The 19,685-nt window shown below is 70.5% G+C and carries 13 protein-coding genes; 4 read left to right on the top strand and 9 right to left on the bottom strand.

Features of this window, described 5'->3' with window-relative positions; translation table 11 throughout:
- Positions 1 to 15: 15 nt before the first annotated feature.
- From OV427_RS47815 to OV427_RS47800, 4 genes are all read right to left on the bottom strand, one after another.
- Entirely contained in the window at positions 16 to 1,392 is a 1,377-nt protein-coding gene (locus OV427_RS47815) for a serine/threonine protein kinase (protein ID WP_267863590.1), read from the bottom strand.
- Positions 1,393 to 1,560: 168 nt separating this feature from the next.
- Positions 1,561 to 2,352: a hypothetical protein gene (locus tag OV427_RS47810; RefSeq protein WP_267862943.1), complete on the bottom strand. Its 792-nt coding sequence runs from the start codon at positions 2,350 to 2,352 to the stop codon at positions 1,561 to 1,563.
- 24 nt (positions 2,353 to 2,376) lie between these two features.
- On the bottom strand, positions 2,377 to 3,261 hold the full coding sequence (locus OV427_RS47805; RefSeq protein ID WP_267862942.1) for a hypothetical protein: 885 nt from the start codon (positions 3,259 to 3,261) through the stop codon (positions 2,377 to 2,379).
- A gap of 107 nt (positions 3,262 to 3,368) precedes the next feature.
- Positions 3,369 to 4,175: an aldo/keto reductase gene (locus OV427_RS47800; RefSeq protein WP_267862941.1), complete on the bottom strand. Its 807-nt coding sequence runs from the start codon at positions 4,173 to 4,175 to the stop codon at positions 3,369 to 3,371.
- 221 nt (positions 4,176 to 4,396) lie between these two features.
- Here OV427_RS47800 and OV427_RS47795 point away from each other — a divergent pair, with 221 nt between their 5' ends.
- Entirely contained in the window at positions 4,397 to 6,040 is a 1,644-nt protein-coding gene (locus tag OV427_RS47795) for an LVIVD repeat-containing protein (RefSeq protein ID WP_267862940.1), read from the top strand.
- Positions 6,041 to 6,052: 12 nt separating this feature from the next.
- Here OV427_RS47795 and OV427_RS47790 read toward each other — a convergent pair whose 3' ends face one another.
- The 5 genes from OV427_RS47790 to gltB all read right to left on the bottom strand — a co-directional run bounded on the left by OV427_RS47790 (position 6,053) and on the right by gltB (position 16,269).
- Positions 6,053 to 6,193 (bottom strand): hypothetical protein, encoded by a 141-nt coding sequence (locus OV427_RS47790; RefSeq protein WP_267862939.1) that lies wholly within the window; start codon positions 6,191 to 6,193, stop codon positions 6,053 to 6,055.
- A gap of 13 nt (positions 6,194 to 6,206) precedes the next feature.
- On the bottom strand, positions 6,207 to 6,623 hold the full coding sequence (gene rnk / locus OV427_RS47785) for a nucleoside diphosphate kinase regulator (RefSeq protein ID WP_267862938.1): 417 nt from the start codon (positions 6,621 to 6,623) through the stop codon (positions 6,207 to 6,209).
- An 81-nt stretch (positions 6,624 to 6,704) separates the two neighbouring features.
- Positions 6,705 to 9,407, bottom strand: a complete 2,703-nt coding sequence (locus tag OV427_RS47780) for an ELWxxDGT repeat protein (RefSeq protein ID WP_267862937.1) — start codon at positions 9,405 to 9,407, stop codon at positions 6,705 to 6,707.
- Between the two features lie 827 nt (positions 9,408 to 10,234).
- On the bottom strand, positions 10,235 to 11,695 hold the full coding sequence (locus OV427_RS47775) for a glutamate synthase subunit beta (RefSeq protein WP_267862936.1): 1,461 nt from the start codon (positions 11,693 to 11,695) through the stop codon (positions 10,235 to 10,237).
- Positions 11,696 to 11,697: 2 nt separating this feature from the next.
- Positions 11,698 to 16,269 (bottom strand): glutamate synthase large subunit, encoded by a 4,572-nt coding sequence (gene gltB / locus OV427_RS47770; protein WP_267862935.1) that lies wholly within the window; start codon positions 16,267 to 16,269, stop codon positions 11,698 to 11,700.
- A 397-nt stretch (positions 16,270 to 16,666) separates the two neighbouring features.
- On the opposite strand from gltB, the gene OV427_RS47765 reads away from it, so the two are divergent.
- The 3 genes from OV427_RS47765 (at position 16,667) to OV427_RS47755 (ending at position 19,579) form a co-directional block, all read left to right on the top strand.
- Positions 16,667 to 17,155, top strand: coding sequence for an NUDIX hydrolase (locus OV427_RS47765; protein ID WP_267862934.1), 489 nt, complete (start codon positions 16,667 to 16,669; stop codon positions 17,153 to 17,155).
- A gap of 139 nt (positions 17,156 to 17,294) precedes the next feature.
- Positions 17,295 to 18,137 (top strand): energy transducer TonB, encoded by an 843-nt coding sequence (locus OV427_RS47760; RefSeq protein WP_267862933.1) that lies wholly within the window; start codon positions 17,295 to 17,297, stop codon positions 18,135 to 18,137.
- 35 nt (positions 18,138 to 18,172) lie between these two features.
- The gene (locus tag OV427_RS47755; RefSeq protein WP_267862932.1) at positions 18,173 to 19,579 is read left to right on the top strand and encodes a PepSY-associated TM helix domain-containing protein; all 1,407 of its coding nucleotides are present in this window, start codon (positions 18,173 to 18,175) and stop codon (positions 19,577 to 19,579) included.
- Positions 19,580 to 19,685: the final 106 nt, after the last annotated feature.

Raw genomic sequence — 19,685 nt, 5'->3', positions numbered from 1 at the left:
TGTTGAGACACGGGCCTATGGGGTGTCGTACTCGGAGTGCTCCGCGGGCCCTGAGGTGGAAGGCCGAGCCGGCGGGAGGGCGGGCCCGTAACACGCGCCTTTGTACTCGTAATAGTTAAAGCTCGCGTCACAGTCCTTCATGCTCACGGCCAGCTTCGTCCAGCACCCACCGTTGATGGGAACCTGCGTCCTGCTGGGACATCGGCCGGAGGTATCCACCCGTTGCTGTCCCGGAAGGGGCCTGGGGGGAACATCCACACTGATGGCCGACCACGCGGACGGTGCCCGAGGAGACACCGGGGCCGTCAGCGCGGTATCTCCGACGGCCACGGTGCCGCCATCCTTCTCGTCCTCAGGCGCTGACGCGTGTCCTTGCGCTGCCTCCTCTCCAGGATGCGCGCTCAGCAGCCATGCGGCTCCAAGCACCACGGCTCCTCCCAGGCTGGCTGCCGTGAGCCAGGACCGCGCGGTGTGCCCCGCCGCCCGAGGCACGACGTGTCGGGGGGCGCCCCTTGCATCCACGGGCTGGGGTTCCTCCCGCGCGAAGAGCGGCACGTCTGCCTTGGGCCCCGCTCTCCGCGCGGCCTGCTCCAGCGCCTCGGCCAGCTCGCGGGCGCTGCCACGCGCTTCGGGGTGTACGGAGATCATCCGGCACACGAGCCCGCTCAATTCCTCACAGCAGCGGACGTTGACGGCGTGTAGAGGTCGCGGGCCAGGGCCCTCCGGTCTCCAGATATGGGATTCCTCGTCCATCGGGGCGGGCGTGGGAGGGTAGTCGTCGGTCACCAACCGGTAGGCCGTCATCCCCAGTGCGAAGACATCATCCGCCGGTCCGGGCGCGTAGGGCGGGGCCGACGCCTGGAAGGGGAGCCGCACGGAGCGCCAGGCCTCCGGCGAACGATAGTGCGGTGTCCCGGGCGGGAACGGCGGTGACGTCAGCGTGGCGGCACCCAGGTAGTGCCCGGAGCCGAAGTCGGTCAGGAAGACCTGGCCGTCCGCGGCGCTCACGAGCACGTTGTCACCCTTCACATCTCTGTGGACGCCGCCTGCGGCATGCGTGGCCTCCAGGGCCCGAGCGAGGCTGGCGAGGGCGTGGAGCACCTGTCGGGAGCTGGGGCATTGCACGCGCGCCCATTCGTACAGGGACACGCCCTCAATCCACTCCATCGCGATGTAGGGGGTGGAGAGGATGTCCCCCGGCTGCCGCCAGCTCCCCCGGGCCACGAGGCGCGGGACGCTCGGGTGCCGGATTCGCGAGAGCAACTCTCCCTCTCGCGCGAAGCGCTCATCTCCGGGGTGCAGGGCCAGCTTGAGCGCCACGGGCCCGGGGACGCCCTCCACCCGGAAGGCGCGGTAGACAGCACCGTAGGCTCCCCAGCCACGCCGCTCCATCACACGCCACGGTCCCACCCTCGTGCCCGGGGGCAGGCATGCCGGATTGAGGTAGCCAGGCTCCATGGAATGCCCCGCGAGGAGGGAGGGTGAGATCTCCGCCAGCCTACTCCCTGCGTTGGCACGTGTCAGGGCAATGGGGCCCGGGGCGCGGTCTCGCGGTGTGCTTCAGTCCCCGGAGGGGGACTCCGTCAGCGGCTGCGCACGGACCTTCGTCCGGCCCCGGCCGACGTCGAGGCACAGCTTCCATCCATGGGAGAGCAGCTCCTTAGTCGGTGCGGGCTCGAGCGACCGCCGCAATGCGTCTTCCTGCGACAGCAGGTCGGAGTCTTCGAGCCGCAACCGCGCGCGAACCTCTCCGCCCACGTCCCATGAGCCATCCGAGCCCGTCTGCATCATCAGGTCCGCTTCGAGGTCTCCGACGACGAGGTGGTCCGCTCCCCTGTAGAGCGCGCGCACCCGCTCGTTGCCGATGACCACGATTCCCGAGTCGGCCGGGTCGCCATCCATCAGCGCGCCATGGACGATGAGGTCTCCCAGGACCACCACCGTCCCGGACAGGTGGACGTGGCCGTGCAGCTCCAGCGGCCCCTGGTAGACGACGAGCTCATCCGACGTCGTGCCGAGCGTGATGAACGTCTCCCCGCCTCGCTGCTTCGTCTCTGAGAAGCCCGGGAAGGAGGCGACGGGGCCGCCCAGCCGCTTCAGGGCATGGGCAACGATGAACTCCCAGTCCGGAGGGCTTCGGGCGCCGGGAATCGTGATGGGCTCGAAGGTGGTGCGCTGGAGGGCCGCGTCCAGCGCTTCGGCCATGCTGTCGAACCACTTCTCGCGCAGGCGCTTCTGCTCGGGCGTGGGCCAGTTCGGCTCGCCTCCCCAGTGGTCTACAATCTTCCCACCGGGGACGCGGGTGCGCAGGTCGAGGAGGGCTTCGTCGATGTCACGTCGGCGCGGGTGCATGGCCGCGCTTCTACTACGCGCCGCTCAGGCAATCTGCGGTGGAGGCGGGCTGCCGGGGAGGATGACCTCGCTGCCATACGTCACCTGCCAGTCCGCATGGCCGGTCGAGTAGTTGTCGACGCCCTGGCCCGGTATCAGGCCGACGGTGCCCAGGTTCTCCGGGTGGGGCTGGCCTCGCAGCGACGCCAGCGGGCCCGCGCCGAAGTAGCGGCCCAGGTCCCAGTCGGTGTCGTGCGCCATGGCGATGCGGCTCAGGGCGCCGGGGTACTCGCCCGTCGGAAGGATGTTCGGGCCGTTGCCGGCGGTGCCGCCGAACGGGTCGAAGCGCATCCAGTACTCGGCGGGAATCTGGCCGCCGGAGCGGGCGCTGGCGGCCTCGGCCCACGCGATGTGTGAAGGGGAGCCGTAGTAGCCCGTGTCGCGGGACCACTCCTCGAGCGACGAATAGCCATGGGCCGCGAGCTCCGCGCCGTAGGTACTCGCGTCGTCGGCCTGCTTCTCGGCCATGGCGCGGTCCATCTCCGCCTGCAGGTTCTCCGGCGCGATGTTGAGGTTCAGCGGCGTCACGCGAATCTCGATGTAGCCGCGCGCCGGCAGCCCCAGGGGGTAGACGGTGTGCATGTTCGTCTCCACGCGCACGGTCATCTTCCCGTCCTCACCCGGGCCGGTCACCGTGGCGACGCCAGGCGTCCCACCGGTGCCCCCCAACTGCTGCCGCGTGGGCGTGTCCAGCGACACCGTCTGCCGCGAGGCGGACTTCGGAGCGTCGAACCCGTCGGTGGCGCGGAGGGGCTTCGGCGTGCTGGCGGCCACCGTCGCGGTGTTCTTCTCCGGGGCGGCCGAGGGCTTCGGCTCGCTCGGAGTGGAAATCGACTGGGGCGATGGGTTCCTGGAGATCTTCGAAGACATGTGGCGACTCCCCCTGTGCACTGCTGCAGTGGCCTGGACTCCCGGACATTGTCGCCCGGGAGGCCACGAAAGTTGAGTCCGGCGGGACGTGTCGTCCGGGTTGCGTATCAGCCGTGGACGACGCGGCCGAAGTCGCGCATCCACTGGAGCTCCTGCGCGGACATGGGGCCGCGCTCCAGGGCGGCGAGGTTGTCGTCGAGCTGGGCGGTGTTGGCGGGGCCGGTGAGGACCACGTCCACGTGCGCGTTGGAGAGGCAGAAGCGGTAGCAGTCTCCGGCGGTGGGGACGGGGCCGTCCCAGCCGCGCGGGCGCTTGAGGAGGCGGCGCCAGCTCGTGGCGGTGTACGCGATGACGGCGGGCTTGCGGCGGGCCAGGTGCGGGAAGATGTCGCGCTCGGCGCCGGGGTGGGCGGCGTTGTAGCGAATCATCAGCAAGTCGAGCGGCGAGTCCTCCGCGAGCCGTCCGGCGCGCTCCCGGTCATGGATGGAGACGCCGAGGGCGCGGACCTTGCCTTCCTCCTTGAGCTTCATCAGCACATCCACCGTGCCCGGAGTCCACGCGCTGGTGGTGCCGAGCCAGGAGAGCTGGAAGAGGTCCAGGTAGTCCGTGCCGAGCACCTTGAGGGCGCGCTCGCAGCTCCGACGCACCTGGCCCGGGAACCAGCCGAGGGTGGTGCAGGCGGCGACGACGAAGCGCTCGCGGTGCGGCTTGAGGGACTCGCGGAGCACACGCGTCATCTTGCGCGCGGTGGGCGTCCAGTAGACGTAGTTGAGGCCGCGCTCGAAGGCGGCGCGCATCCCGGCCTCGTCGATGCCGTAGTTGGCGGCCAGACCCAGCCGATGCACGGGCTTGCCGAAGACGGGGACGTGGCGGTGCGTGAAGTCCTGCGAGGTGACTGCGACAGCGGTCGTCATGAGGCCCCCCGGGCGAGGGCCATCGTACGTCGCATTCGTTCCGGTGTGTGGGCGCGGACAAGCAATGGCAGTACCAGGAGGGGGCGGCCGCCCGCGGTTTTCGCCTGCACAGCGAGAGGTCACCTTCATTTCGCAACCATTCCGGAGGGGTGAGCGCGCGCACTCTCATGATGCAGCGCATCCCGCAGTCGCACGTGATGACGTGTTCGAGGGGCCCCCCGATGTCACCCTTGCCGCGCTTTCCCCTGGCCGTGTTCCTCAGCGCACTGCACGTGCTGGCAGTGCTCTCCGGGTGCGATGACCCACCGCGTCCCGCTCCCGATGCCGGGACCCTACCTGGCGAGGATGCGGGCACACCGTGGGATGGCGGCTACACCGTGCTGGAGGAGTGGGGCGACTCCATGGAGGACCCGGGCGCGCTGGCCCCGTGCGCCTTCCTGCCCGAGCCCGGTAGTACCTCCCCGGCATGCCCCGAGCCCTCCCAGTTCGACCTGTCCGCGTGCGACCGCGCAACCCTGGGCACTGTGCCAGAGGATGGCATCTACCAGGTGAGGATGCGCTACGAGGAGGGGCCCGTCACCAGCTTCTCCTTCCAGTTCCGCTCGGACGGCGGTCCCGATACCGGGCTGGGCACGCCCCTCACGTCGAAGCAGAAGGATGGGCAGAGCCTCTTCCTGGCACAGCACACCCTGCGAGCCGATGGTGGCTCGACTCGCGTGCTCTTCGCAGGGTGCGAGGCCCGGACGCCGGGGCGGTTCACCGGCTGCCAGGCCCGCTGCGTCAACGGTGTCGTCCGCTCGAGCGCCACGTTCGAGGCGGTCCGGATGTCGTGGCGGGAAGGAGAGGCCGAGTCCTCGGGTGGGCTCCAGCGCGTCTCCGAGTCCTCCGTGGCGCAGGGCATGCCCGTGGACGTCTACGTCACGAAGGAGCATGCCTACGTCGTCTCCGTCAGCACCTCCGCGCGTTCCGGCAAGGCGGGCGGCCTCACCGTCTTCGACGTGAAGGACCGGAGGCACCCGGTGCTGAAGAAGGTCATCAGCCTGCCGGAGGAGAATTACTGGAACGGCGTCTGGGCGAAGGGAGACGCGCTCTATGTGGCCAGCAATGCCACCGGAGTGGTCGTGTTCGACATCACCGACCCGGCCAATCCCGCCTTCGTGCGGACGGTGCCTGCTGGCGCCGCGCCGCTCGACATCCACACCGTGCTCGTGGACGGAGACCGGCTCTATGGCATGGCGCCCCCGCCCGAGAGCTCCACGTTCGTCTTCGACGTCTCCCAGCCGCTCGCGCCCGTGCTGCGGCAGCGCATCCAGCTCCCGCTCATCGACTCGTACGACGGGCCGCATGATGCCTTCGCGTACGGAGGCCGGCTCTACGTCAACCACACCGCGGCCGGCTACCACGTCGTCGACGTCAGCAACCTCGAGGACGTGAAGCTGCTGGGGACCTACCCGTATGCCAACAGCTACAGCCATCACAATGCCGTGGGCACCTTCGCGGGCCGCACCATCGCCTTCGAGGGCGGAGAGGGCTCCGGCGCCTCTCTTCGCGTGCTGGACGTCACCGACCCCGCCCACATCGTGAAGATTGGCCAGTACAAGCTGCGGGACGTCACCTCCATCCACAACATGCTGCTGGTGGGCACGCGGCTGTACGTCGCCTGGTATCACGAGGGCGTGCGCGTGCTGGACGTGTCCAACCCCACGAAGCCGCGCGAGGTGGCGCACTTCAACACCTACCGCGAGACGGACCCCGAGCGCACGGACAGCGGGGCCGAGGGCGCCATCGGCATCCGCGTGCCCGGGGACGGGTACGTGTACGTCGTGGACACGTCGCGCGGACTGCTCATCTTCGACGAGCCCTGACCGGGCTCGAGCTCAACTCGTGTTGGGCTCGACTCGCGTCAGGACGCCCGCGGCGTCGACGAGGGAGACGAGCGTGCGCGTCCGGACGCGATTGCGCCTGCGGATGCTCCGCTGCTCCTCGAACAGCTTCTGGTCCGTGGGGGAGAGGGCCATGCTCCGCGGCCCGTCAGAGGTGGTAGTGCCCCGCGGCCTCGGGCTGGTAGGGCACCGCGACGACGCGCAGGCGCTTCGTGCGGCCGCCCGGCATGGGCCACGAGATGGACTGACCCACCGAGAGGCCGATGAGCGCGCTGCCGACGGGCGCGAGGACGGAGATGCGGCCGTCGTCACTGCGCGCGTCGCGCGGGTAGACGAGCGTCACCTGCCGTCGCTCGCCCGTCTGCTCGTCCTCGAAGACGACGGTGCTGTTCATCGTCACCACGTCGGCCGGCACTGCCTCCGAGGCCACCACGCGGGCCCGGGACAGCTCCAGGTCGAGCAGCTCCGCGAGCTCGGCCGTCCGGCCGCCTCCATGGTGGTCGATGATGTGGCGCAGGCGCTCCAGGTCGGTCTCGGTCACGATGAGGGACTGCTCGGGGTTCATGGCTCCAGGCTCCGTTGGCTGAAACTGGGGTTGAACCCCGCATAACGGTTGGGGCTCGGGTCTATTCCCGAGGATTCATCGTCATCCGCCGCCTTCGGGCTCGTCGAGGACCCACCACTCGATGCCGTGCGCGCCGTCATCAGCGAGGAAGAAGACGTGGGGGCCGGCGCGCGTGAAGAAGTAGGGCAGCGAGCCGAGCCGTCCCGGTGCCAGCTCCTGCCGCAATTGCGTCCCGGCCCACGTGCCGTCGGTCCGCCACAGCTCCGCGCCGTGCTCACCGTCGTCTGCGTGCAGCAGGGCCGAGCCACCGGAGTCCGTCATCCACCGGGGCTCCGAGTGTCCCGGGCCCGGGTAGATGTCCCGCACCAGGGCCGTGCCGTCCTCCGTCCCATCCGAGCGCCACGGCTCCTGGCCATGCACCCCGTCGTCAGCGCTGAAGAGGACGGTGTTCCCCAGGGCTCCGAACCAGCCGGGGTACGAGCCTTCTGGCCCGGGCCAGACGTCCGCCACGAGCACCGTGCCGTCGCAGGTACCGTCACTGAGCCACGGCTCGCGGCCACTCACCGGGTCCGAGGCCGCGAAGAAGACGCGGCTGCCCACGACGGTGAAGCCGTCCGGGACGGAGCTGCCCTGGCCGGCGTGGATGTCGCGCAGCAGCACGGTGCCGGCCTCGGTGCCATCGCTGACCCAGGGCTCGTTGCCGTGCTCCAGGTCCCCGGCCGCGAAGACGACGCGCGTCCCCAGGGCGGTGAGGCTCCGGGGGAAGGATCCGTCTGGCCCCGGTACCAGGTCCTTCACGAGCCGGGTGCCCTCGGCGGTGCCGTCGCTGACGCCTGGCTCCCAGCCTTCGTCCTCGAAGCAGCCGGTGAAGAACAGGCGGTCTCCCACGGCCAGCAGGTTGCCGCTCGAGCCATTCGCCGGGCCCGGGCGGAGGTCCTTCACGAGGACCGTGCCCCCGGCGGTACCGTCGGTGCGCCAGAGCTCCTCGCCGTGGAGGCCGTCGGTGGCGGTGAAGTACGCGAGGCCACCCAGCACCACGGGAAGGCCGAAGGCCGCGCTGCCCGCCGGGCCCGGGTGGATGTCCTTCACGAGGACGGTGCCCGCGCGAGTCCCATCGGTGCGCCACAGCTCGCGGCCCACGACGCCGTCGTCGGCGAAGAAGAAGGACTGCGCGCCGAGCACGAAGAACTGCGAGGGTGCCGAGCCCTCGGGACCCGGGCGGAGGTCCATGAGAAGGAACGTTCCTTCCGGGGTGCCGTCGGTGCGCCACGGCTCGGCGCCGAGGCTTCCGTCGTCCGAGTCGAAGAAGAGGGTTCCGCCCATGGAGGTCCACGACGAGGTGGACGGCGGTAGGGAGCCCGGGCGGAGGTCCTGCACCATGCGGGCAGCGTCCGGGTCCCACTGCGGTGCCGCCGACGTGTCGTCACTCTCGCGGTCCGTGCCGGAGCCGCCGACGAAGCGCAGGTCCGTGGGGAGCTGGCTGATGTCATCCGAGAGGCCGATGGCCCACAGCTCGGCGCCGGAGTCGCGGTGGTTCGCCGTGAAGAACAGCCGCGAGCCACTGGCCGTGAAGTCGCGCGCCGACGAGGAGAGGGCCCCGCCCGCGATGTCCCGGATGCGCGAGGTGCTGGCAAGGTTGCCGAGGCTCGTCCACGGCTCGTGCCCCTTCCCGGGCTCGCGGGCGGAGAAGTAGAGCCGGCCCTGCTGGGCGCGGAGGGATGCGAGCGCGGAGCCCTCCGGCCCGGGGGTGATGTCCTTCACGAGCACGGTGCCGCCGGGGGTGCCGTCGCTGCGCCACAGCTCGTCGCCGTACTGGGGAGACCAGGCGGAGAAGTAGAGGAGGTTTCCCAGCGCGGTCAGCTCTCTCGGGTTGGAGCTGGCCGGGCCGGGGGCAAGGTCGGAGACGCGGTAGGTGCCGCCGGGGGTGCCGTCACTGCGCCACAGCTCGTCACCGTCCTCCGGAGTGCTGGTGACGAAGAAGAGGAGCCCCCGGGCGGAGGTGGGGCGCGGATCGCCGTCGAGCCTGGGGCTCCCGATGTCCGCGAGCCGGACGGTTCCGCTCGCGGTTCCGTTGCTCTTCCACAGCGACAGGGGCGGCGCGGTGAGCGGGGTACCATCGTCGTCATTGCCGTCGAGCTGGACGAAGAAGAAGAGCTGTCCCGCAACACTCGTGAGTCCCTGAGTGCGGACGATGACACCGGGAGCGGCCTCCAACTGGCGGACGGGGAGGGTGCCCTCCGGAGTGCCGTCGCTCTTCCAGAGGGTGCGGTCGACGAAGAAGTAGATTCGCCCAGCCGAAACAGTGAGCTGGGACGGGTAGGAACCCGAGCCCCCGGGCGAGAGGTCCTTCACGAGCCGGGTGCCCGCGGAAGTGCCGTCGGTGCGCCACAGCTCGACGCCTGAGACGCCGTCATTGGCGACGAAGTAGAGGAAGTGTCCCAGGACGGTGAGGTCCCGCAGGCCGGCGCTGGCGGAGCCCGGGCGCAGGTCGGTGACGAGCGACGTCCCGGTTGGCTTGCCATTGCTGCGCCACAGCTCGTCGCCGTGCTCGCCGTCATTGGCGATGAAGAAGAGGGTGCCGCCGACGGCGGTCAGGTCGTGAGGGTCCGAGCCCAGGGGACCGGGGCGGATGTCCTTGACCAGGAAGGTGCCGGAGTCCGTGCCATTGCTCTTCCAGAGCTCCGTCCCCCGAGACAGGTCCGTGGCGCCGAAGAGGAGCGTGCCGGCGACGTCCGTCAGCGCGTAGGGCGCGCCGCTGAGGCGGCCTCCGGCGATGTCGTCCACGGCGGACGGAGATCCCGAGAGGAGGGCGGAGACACTGTGCGCCAGGTCATCACTGTCCGAGAGGGGCGCGGGGAGGGAACCATCACAGGCAATGGCTCCCGCCAGACACAGCAGGAGGAGAGTCGGCCGGACAGGCTGCGAAGCCATTGGGGGCACCGTCCTTCGCGTCGGGGAACGCACGCGGGTGGGGCGCCAAAGCTGGGGTCATCGCGCTGGACGGACAGTCTCCCCCGAGGGTAGCGAAGATGCTCTGACGCGGACAGATGCCGCGCTGCCCGGGTGCTGGCGCAGCGCGTGCCATCCAGCAACCGTCAGCGGTTCTGACGGGAACCCTGGCCTCCACGGCGCAGAGGCCTCCGACCGGCCGATGGTGCGGGTTCGCAGGATGATGGGTCAGGTGCGTTTGCGTCTGGCATTGGGAAGAGTGCTTCCCAGGCCTCAGAATACGCAGGGGTCTGCGGTGCAGGTGCCCTCACCCGGGGGACATGAGAGGGTGGCGTTGCAGCTCCTGCAGGAAAGAGAGCAGATCATGGGCCGCGGAGTGGAGTAGTTGTCGCCGTCCTCCGACAAGGACACGGGATCCGCTTTCCCAGTCGCGACGGCCGTCGAGGGAGAAAACCCCGGTGCGGAGTCGGGGGCGATTGCCAGGGTCATGCCCGTGAAGAGCCCCATCAGCAGTGCAAGTCCGGACAACGACACCTTCAGTTTTATCTGATTCACGGTGACTCCCTGGATAGACATCGACTACCAGGGAGAATTATAGACGTTCAGGAAAAAACAGAAAGCCGTGAACCAAGGACTGCCATGAAGGGAGTGTTCAAAGGCATCTAGAACGCGCAGTCCGCGCCCTTGCCAGGCAATGCCGACCGCCCACCCGCGAGGTACGCGTCCACCGACTTCGCCGCCTCGCGACCATCGGAAAGCGCCCAGACGATGAGGCTCGCGCCCCGGCTCGCGTCGCCCGCGCAGAACACGCCGTCGGCCGTCGTCGCGAAGCGCGCGTCCACCTGCACCGTGCCTCGCGGCGTGAGCTTCACGCCCAGCTCCTCCGACAGCCGCCCCGGCTCCGGCCCCGTGAAGCCCATGGCCAGCACCAGCAGGTCCACGTCGAGCGTCGTCTCCGAGCCGGGCACCTCCACCATGCGCGGCAGTGCCCCGGGCTCCCGGTGCAGCTCCACCTGCACCGCGTGCAGTGCCCGCACACGTCCGTCGCTCCCGCTCAGCCGCTTCGTCAGCAGTGCGAAGGCCCGGTCTCCACCTTCCTCCTGGCTCGACGAGGTGCGGAACACCACCGGCCACTTCGGCCACGGATTGCCCGCCGCGCGCACCGAGGGCGGCGCCGGCAGCAGCTCCACCTGCACCACGTTCTTCGCACCCTGCCGCAGCGCCGTGCCCAGGCAGTCCGAGCCCGTGTCTCCACCGCCCAGAATCACCACCCGCCGGCCCGCCGCGTCCAGCCGCGCGTCCTTCTCGCCGTGTCCCGCCACGAGCCGGTTCTGGTGCTCCAGGAAGTCCATCGCCTGCACCACGCCGGACAGCTCCCGCCCCGGCACCTCCAGTTCCCTCGGCCGCCTCGCGCCCATCGCCAGCACCAGCGCGTCATGCTTCGAGCGCAGCTCGCGGAAGCCCAGCGCCCCACCGACATCGACGCCGTTGACGAAGCTGATGCCCTCCGCCTCCATCACCGCCAGCCGCCGGTCCAACACCCACTTCTCCAGCTTGAAGTCGGGGATGCCGTAGCGCAGCAGTCCACCGGGCTTCGAGTCCCGCTCGTACACGGTGACGGTGTGTCCCGCCGCGTTGAGTTGCGCCGCCGCCGCCAGGCCCGCGGGCCCCGAGCCCACCACGCCCACGGTGCGTCCCGTGCGCCGCGCGGGGGGCCTCGGCTTCACCCAGCCCTCCGCGAAGGCCCGCTCGGAGATCTCCTTCTCCATCTGCTCAATCGTCACCGCGTCCCGGTCAATCGCCAGGACGCACGCCGCCTCGCACGGCGCGGGGCACAGCCGGCCCGTCAGCTCCGGGAAGCCGTTGGTGCGGCTGAGCAGCTCGTACGCCTCGCGCCAGCGTCCCCGGTACACGGCCTCGTTGAAGTCGGGGATGAGGTTCCCCAGCGGACAGCCCTGGTGGCAGAAGGGTACGCCACAGTCCATGCACCGGCCCGCCTGACGCTTCGCCTCCTCGGGCGCCAGCGGCAGCGCGAACTCCTTCCAGTCCCCGAGCCGCTCCTGCTTCTCCCGCTTGTGCGCATGGACGCGGGGCCACTCCATGAATCCCGTTGGCTTTCCCATGGTCAGGACCTCCCGCCTGCGCCGGCCGTCTGCTGAAGATGCTCCGCGATGGGCTCCGGTGGCCGCTTCGCCGCGCGCCGCGCCTGGAGCACGCGCTTGTAGTCCGTGGGCATCACCTTCACGAACCGCGGCACCATCAACTCCCAGTTGTCCAGCACCCGCTTCGCCAGCGCGCTGCCCGTGTGGCGCAGGTGCCGCTCCACCATGCCGTGCACGAGCCAGATTTCGGACTCGTCCACCAGCGACTCCAGCTCCACCATCTCCAGGTTGCACCGCTCGCGGAAGGACAACTCCCGGTCCAGCACGTACGCCGTGCCGCCGCTCATGCCCGCCGCGAAGTTGCGCCCGGTGGAGCCGAGCACCACCACCACGCCGCCCGTCATGTACTCGCAGCCGTGGTCGCCCACGCCCTCCACCACCGCCTGAGCGCCGCTGTTGCGCACCGCGAAGCGCTCACCCGCGAGCCCTCGCAGGTACACCTCGCCGCCGGTGGCTCCGTACAGCGCGGTGTTGCCCACCAGCACGTTCTCCTCCGCCACGAAGCGGCTGGCCTGCGGCGGGTAGACGATGACGCGCCCTCCGGACAGGCCCTTGCCGACGTAGTCGTTGGCATCGCCCTCCAGCTCCAGCGTCACCCCGGCCACCAGGAACGCGCCGAAGCTCTGTCCCGCCGAGCCCTTCAGCTTCACGTGGATGCGTCCGTCCGGCAGGCCCCGGCCTCCGTGCCGCCGCGCAATCTCGCCCGACAACATGGCCCCCACCGCGCGGTGCGTGTTGCTCACCGGCTGTGTCAAAAGGAGCGGCGGCCCGCCATCCAGCACGTGGCTCGCGGCCTTGAGCAGCGTGTGGTCCAGGTGGTCCGACACGTCCTTCACGCGCGGCACCTTGCAGTGGCGGGGCTCGCTGGCCGGAGCCGCGGGGGCCGCCAGCAGCGCGGACAGGTCCACGCGCTTCGCCTTCCAGTGGTCCACCGCCGGACGCTGCCGCAGCAGGTCCACCCGGCCCACCAGCTCCTCAATCGTGCGCGCACCCAGCGCGGCCATCTTCCCGCGCAGGTCCTCCGCGACGAGGAGGAAGAAGTTCACCACGTCCTCGGGCGTCCCCTGGAAGCGCTCGCGCAGCGCCGGGTCCTGCGTGGCGATGCCGGCCGAGCAGGTGTTGAGGTGGCACTTGCGCAGCATGATGCAGCCCACGGCCACGAGGCTCGCGGTGGCCATGCCGAACTCCTCGGCGCCCAGCAGTGTGGCCACCAGCACGTCGCGCGCGGTGCGAAGGCCGCCGTCCACCTGCACCCGGATGCGCGAGCGCAGCCCGTTGTGCACCAGCACCTGCTGCGTCTCCGCCAACCCCAGCTCCCACGGCAGGCCCGCGTGCTGGAGGCTCGACAGGGGCGAGGCGCCCGTGCCGCCTTCATACCCGGAGATGACCACCGCCCCGGCGCCCGCCTTCGCCACGCCCGCGGCGATGGTGCCCACGCCCACCTCGCTCACCAGCTTCACGCTGACGCGCGAGCGCGAGTTCACCGACTGCAAATCGTAGATGAGCTGCGCCAGGTCCTCGATGGAGTAGATGTCGTGGTGCGGGGGAGGGGAGATGAGCGTCACGCCCGGTGTGGACCAGCGCACCTTCGCAATCCGCTCGTCCACCTTGTGCCCGGGGAGCTGGCCGCCCTCGCCGGGCTTGGCCCCCTGGGCGACCTTGATCTGCAGTTCATCCGCGTTGACCAGGTACTCGGTGGTGACGCCGAACCGCGCGCTCGCCACCTGCTTGATGGCGCTGCGGCGCGAGTCGCCGTTCTCGTCCGGCGTGTAGCGGCGCGACTCCTCGCCACCCTCGCCGCTGTTGGAGCGTCCGCCCAGCCGGTTCATGGCGATGGCCAGCGTCTCGTGCGCCTCGGCGCTGATGGAGCCGAAGGACATGGCCCCGGTGACGAAGCGGCGCGCAATCGAGAGCGCCGGCTCCACCTCCTCCAGCGGCACCGCGGTGCAGCCGTCCGTCACCACGTCCAGGAGTCCGCGCAGGTTGCTGTGCTCGCGCGTCTCGTCATCCGCCAGCCGTGAGTACTCCGTGAAGAGCGCGGGGTCATTGCCGCGCACCGCCGCCTGCAGCTTCGCGATGGTGGCCGGGTTCCACTTGTGCCGCTCGCCCAGGCGGCGCCACCGGAACTGGCCGCCCACGGGCAGCAGGCCCACCTCCGCGTCCGCCTCCGTGCCGAAGCCGCGCGTGTGGCGCTCGCGGACCTCGCGTCCCAGCTCCGGCAGCCCCACGCCTTCCACGCGCGAGGACGTGCCGGTGAAGTGCCGCTCCACCAGCGAGCGTTGAAGCCCCACTGCTTCGAAGAGCTGCGCGCCCCGGTAGGACTGGAGCGTGGAGATGCCCATCTTCGACATGATCTTGAGCAGCCCTTCCTCCACCGCGTGGATGAAGCGCTCCTGGGCCTTCTCCGCGTCCACCGCCAGCTCGCCCGAGTCCGCCATGGCGCGCAGCGTGTCCAGCGCGAGGTACGGGTTCACCGCCGCCGCGCCGTAGGCGAAGAGGCAGGCGAAGTGGTGCACCTCGCGCGCCTCGGCCGTCTCCAGCAGCAGGCCCGTGTACATGCGGATGCCGTCGCGGACCAGGCGCTGGTGCACCGCGGACATGGCGAGCAGCGCCGGAATCGCCGAGTGCGCCGCGTCCACGCCTCTGTCACTCAGCAGCAGGATGCTGGCACCGGAGTCCACCGCGTCCACGGCCGCCGTACACAACCGCTCCACCGCGACGTCCAGCGCACCTTCACCGCCGTCCGCCGGGTAGAGGAGGGACAGGCGCTTCGTCTCGAAGAGCCCCTCGCCGTGGATGGCGCTCATCCTCGCGAGCTGCCCGTTGGTGAGGACGGGGCCCGGCAGCGACAGCCGGTGGCACTGCTCCGGCGTCTCCTCGAAGGTGTTGCTCTCCGGCCCCAGCGCGGTGGCCAGCGTCATCACCAGCGACTCGCGCAGCGGGTCGATGGGCGGGTTCGTCACCTGCGCGAAGAGCTGGTGGAAGTACGAGAAGAGGCTCGGGGCCTGGTCGCTCAGGACGGCCAGGGGCGTGTCCGTGCCCATGGAGCCCACCGGCTCCTTGCCCGTCTCCGCCATGGGCGTGAGCACCGTGCGCACGTCCTCGGCGGTGAAGCCGAAGGCGCGCTGGAGCCGCCAGAGCTCCTCGCCCCGCAGCCGCTCCGGGGCGGTGATGGAGGGCAAGTCATCGAAGGTGTAGACGTTGCGCTCCAGCCACTTGCGGTAGGGCCAGCGCGTGGTGATGTCGCGCTTGACGTCCGCGTCCTCGAGGATGCGCCCCTCGGTGGTGTCCACCAGGAGCATGCGCCCCGGCGTCAGGCGCCCCTTGCGGCGTACCTGCGCGGCCGGCACGTCGATGACGCCAACTTCCGACGCGAGGATGATGCGGTCATCCTCCGTGACGAGGTAGCGCGCGGGCCGCAGGCCGTTGCGATCCAACGTGGCGCCAATGAGCTGCCCGTCCGTGAAGGCGATGGCGGCCGGCCCGTCCCACGGCTCCAGCAGGGCGGAGGAGTACTCGTAGAAGGCGCGCCGCTCGTCGGCCATCAGCGCGTCGCCCTCCCACGCCTCCGGAATCATCATCATCAGCGCGTGCGGCAGCGTGCGGCCGCCCAGGTAGAGCAGCTCCACCATGTTGTCGAACTGCGCCGAGTCGCTCTTGCCGGGGACGATGATGGGCTGGAGCGGCTCCAGGCTGCCGCCCAGCCGCGCCGTCTGGAGCAGCCCGCGCCGCGCCGTCATCCAGTTCCGGTTGCCGCGCAGCGTATTGATTTCACCGTTGTGCGCGATGAAGCGGAACGGCTGCGCCAGCTCCCACCGGGGGAAGGTGTTGGTGGAGAAGCGCGAGTGCACCAGCGCCAGCGCGCTCACGAAGTCCGGCTGCTGCAGGTCCGTGTAGAAGCGGGGCAGGTCCACCGGCAGCATCAGCCCCTTGTAGATGAGCGTCTCCGACGACAGCGACGCGACGTGGAAGTGGCTCCCCGGGTCCACGCCGCGCGCCTGCACTCGGTTCTCCGTCAGCTTGCGGATGCGGTAGAGCTTGCGCTCGAAGGCGCTGGGCACCACGCGGCGCCGGGCGATGAAGAGCTGGCGGATGACGGGGGCGGCCTCGCGGGCCACAGGCCCCAGGTGCTCGGGGTCCACGGGGACGTCCCGCCAGCCGAGCACGCGCTGACCTTCCTCGGCCACCACCTCCGCGAAGGCCGCCTCGCACGCCGCGCGCGCTTCCGGCTCGGGCGGGAGGAAGACCTGGCCCACGCCGTAGTGCCTGCGCGGGGGGAGCTCGAAGCCGAGCCCCGGCACCACGCGCTCGAAGTAGCGGTGGGGGAGCTGCACCAGGATGCCCGCTCCATCTCCCGTCCGAGGGTCCCTCCCGGCGGCCGCCCGGTGGCTCAGTCGGTTGAGCAACTCCAGGGCGTCCTCGACGATGCCTCGGGAGCGCTCACCTCTCAGGTGGGCCACGAAGCCCACGCCGCAGGCGTCGTGCTCGGTGTCGGGCTCGTAGAGGCCGTACCGGCCGGGGAGGATTGCGGACATCAACTTCCCCCTTCCCCGCTGACGCGGGAGGTTATGTGGGTAACGCAGCATGCTAACGCGTCGCGTCGGCAAATGGCAGTCCTCCGCGAGCCCTGAAGGGGACGCCAGAGGGGCTGGCCGACACCGCGGGGCAGGGAGGCGTCGCCTTTCCGGCGGACGCAGGGCCGCCGGGGGCGGGCTTTTCCGTGACGCGAGGCGGCGCCCGGGACTCTGGGCGTGACGCGCCGCATGGGGAATGGAACGGGTGGGGCGCGGCCCTTTGTTTCAGGCAGGCGCGCTGGCAGCCGCCATGTCGCTGGACGCGCGCGCCCTGCTTCACGGGGACGGCGCTGGTGCGATGCGCTTCTTTGCTCTACGCAGGCGCGCCAGTCCCCACCCCTCGCCGCCGGAGCCCGTCATGCCCTACACGCCCATCATCGGAACGCTCGGCTACGTGATGTCGCCGGACCGGCAGCGGGTGCTGCTCATCCACCGCAACGCGCGGCCGGATGATGCGCACTACGGCAAGTACAACGGCCTGGGCGGGAAGATGGATCGCGACGAGGACGTGGCCGCGTGCATGCGCCGCGAGATTCGCGAGGAGGCCGGCATCGAGTGCGTGGAGATGGTGCTGCGCGGCACCCTCTCCTGGCCCGGCTTCGGGAAGAAGGGGGAGGACTGGCTCGGCTTCGTCTTCCGCATCGACCGCTTCGAGGGCACGCCCCTGGAGCGCAACCCGGAGGGCTCGCTGTCCTGGGTCCCCGTGGTGGACCTGCCGAAGCTGAACCTGTGGGACGGAGACAGGCACTTCCTGCCGCTCGTGTTCGACGGGGACTCGCGGCCCTTCCATGGCGTCATGCCGTACGAGGGCGGCCGCGCGGTGAGCTGGTCCTTCACGCGGCTATAAGCACCGCCCGCGAGTCGGGGTCTCCCAAGCGACAGCAACACCAGCTGCGCACTACAGCCCCACACGCACAGTACGGCCTCACTGAACTCACCCGTTGACGGCTGGCCTGCCCAGGGAGTATCCAGCTGCCACGGTGAAAATGAGAACGATTCTCAGTTTCGACTACCCGGCAATGGAGGACGCGCGGACCGCGCCGGTGGAGCGCGCGCGGCCCGCGGTGGGGCTGTTCCGCATGGGCGAAGCGGCCCCGGGCGAGGCTCCGTCGAAGCGCTGGGGCCAGGCCGTGGTGGTCGCCGTGGCCGTGCACGTCGCGGCGCTCGCAGCCGGGGTGATGTTCGCGTCCGCGCGGCCGGAGAAGGCCCCCACGAAGCCGGAGCCAGAGCTGGTGTTCCTCACCTTCGCGCCGCCGCCGCCCGCGCCCGCCAGCGCGGGAGCCGCCAAGGTGGAGAAGGCGCCGCGCCCGACGAAGGCGCGCACCCCGCGCCCCGTGGAGCGCCAGTTCGTCGCGCCCGTGCCGAAGCCCATCCCCGAGCCCGTGGAGCCCGAGCCTCCCGTCGACGTCGCGCCGTCCGAGCCCACGGAAGAGGCTCCGGCGGCCAACGTGGGTGAGGTGGTGGGTGGCGTGGTGGGGGGTGTCATTGGTGGACAGCAAGGCGGGGTGGTGGGCGCTTCGGGCGGGACGGGCGAGGCCCTCGGGCTGAAGCAGGTGTCGCGTCCCCCGGCCGTGCTCAAGCAAGTGGCTCCGGACTACCCGCGCCGCGCGCGCTCGGATGGCATCCAAGGGCTGGTGGTGGTGCGCATCATCATCGGGACGGACGGGAAGGTGGAGCCCGAGAACACCCGGGTGATCCGCTCCGTGCCCGCGCTGGACCAGGCGGCCATCGACGCGGTCAGCCGCTGGCGCTTCTCCCCGGCGCTCGGGCGCGAGGGCCGGCCGGTGCGCGTCATCATCGAGATTCCCGTCGAGTTCTCCCTGAAGTGAAGCCACGGGCCTCGCGCCCGGGCCCGTCCCCGCCCATGAACAGCATCTTTCGCAACATCCTCTTCTGGATTCACCTGGTGGTGGGCATCGTCGCCGGACTCGTCATCGCGACCATGTCGCTGACCGGGGCGGCGATTGCCTTCGAGTCGCAGATCCTGGAGTGGGCCGAGCGCGATGCGCGCCAGGTGCAGGTGCCCGCGCCGGACGCGGCCCGGCTCTCCGTGGACGAGCTGCTGACGTGCGTGCGCGCCGCCCGTCCGGACGCGCAGCCCTCGGGCGTGACGGTGTACCCGGAGCCCGACGCGGCGGTGCTGGTGAACCTGGGCCGCGAGAGCCTCGTCTACGTGAATCCGTACACGGGCGAGGTGAAGGACGGCGGCGCGGAAGGGTGGCGCAACTTCTTCCACGTGAATGAGGAGCTGCACCGGTGGCTCGCGGCGTCGGGTGACAACCGCGCGGTGGGCAAGGCCCTCACGGGCGCGAGCAACATCGTGTTCCTCTTCCTCGCCGTGTCCGGCCTGTATCTGTGGTGGCCGCGAAAGTGGACGCTGCGCGCCATGCGGCCGTCGCTGTGGTTCCGGCGCGGGCTCAAGGGCAAGGCGCGCGACTGGAACTGGCACAACGTCATCGGCTTCTGGTCGCTGCCGGTCATCATCGTCCTCACCACGTCTGGCATGGTCATCTCGTACCGGTGGGCGTCGGACCTGGTGTTCAAGATGACGGGCAATCCGCCGCCCGCGAACCAGGGCCCGCCGGGAGCACAGGCAGGGGTGAAGCTGCCCACGCCGCCCCCGGGTGCGGAGAAGCTCAAGCTGGACGCGCTCTTCGCCGAGGCGCGCAAGGGCACTCCCGAGTGGAAGTCCGTCTCGCTGCGACTGGGTGGCGCGCCGCGCCCCGCGGGTCCGCAGGGCGCGCAGGCCCGCACCGCCGAGGGTGGCCAGGGTCCGCAGGCGCAGGCCGCTGAGCGAGCTCCGGGGCAGGACGGCCCCCGTGGTCAGCCGCCGGCGGGTGGCGGTCGTGGCGGTGAGTCGCGTGGCGGCGGTGAGTCGCGTGGCGGTGGTGAGTCGCGTGGCGGTGGTGAGTCGCGTGGCGGCGGCGTGGAGGCCCTCACCTTCACCGTGCGCGAGCAGGGGGCGTGGCCGCTCTTTGCGTCGACGCAGGTGTCGTTGGATCCGTTCACCGGCCAGGTGGCGAAACAGGAGGGCTACGCGGACTACAACAGCGGCCGCAAGCTGCGCACGTGGCTGCGCTTCCTCCACACGGGCGAGGCGCTCGGGTGGCTGGGGCAGCTCGTCGCCGCCATCGCCTCGCTCGGGGGCTCGGTCCTCGTGTACACGGGCTTCGCCCTCGCGTGGCGCCGCTTCTTCCCGCGCCGCAGCACCCGCACCGTCTCTGCCTCCGAAGCCGCCTCCGTACAGGCGGAGCCGGAGACCACCGCGTAACCCCAGCATCCATCACGAGGGCCTGCCGGGCGCGAGCATCCGCTCCGGCCTCCCTTGTGTCCTCAAGTTGAGTTTGCGTATCAAAATCGGTATCAGACGAAAACGT

It is taken from the genome of Pyxidicoccus sp. MSG2 (assembly GCF_026626705.1).
In the GTDB taxonomy this organism is placed as follows: domain Bacteria; phylum Myxococcota; class Myxococcia; order Myxococcales; family Myxococcaceae; genus Myxococcus.
The sequence above is the reverse complement of the archived record's forward strand: the minus strand, read 5'-3'. Positions and strand labels throughout refer to the sequence as shown.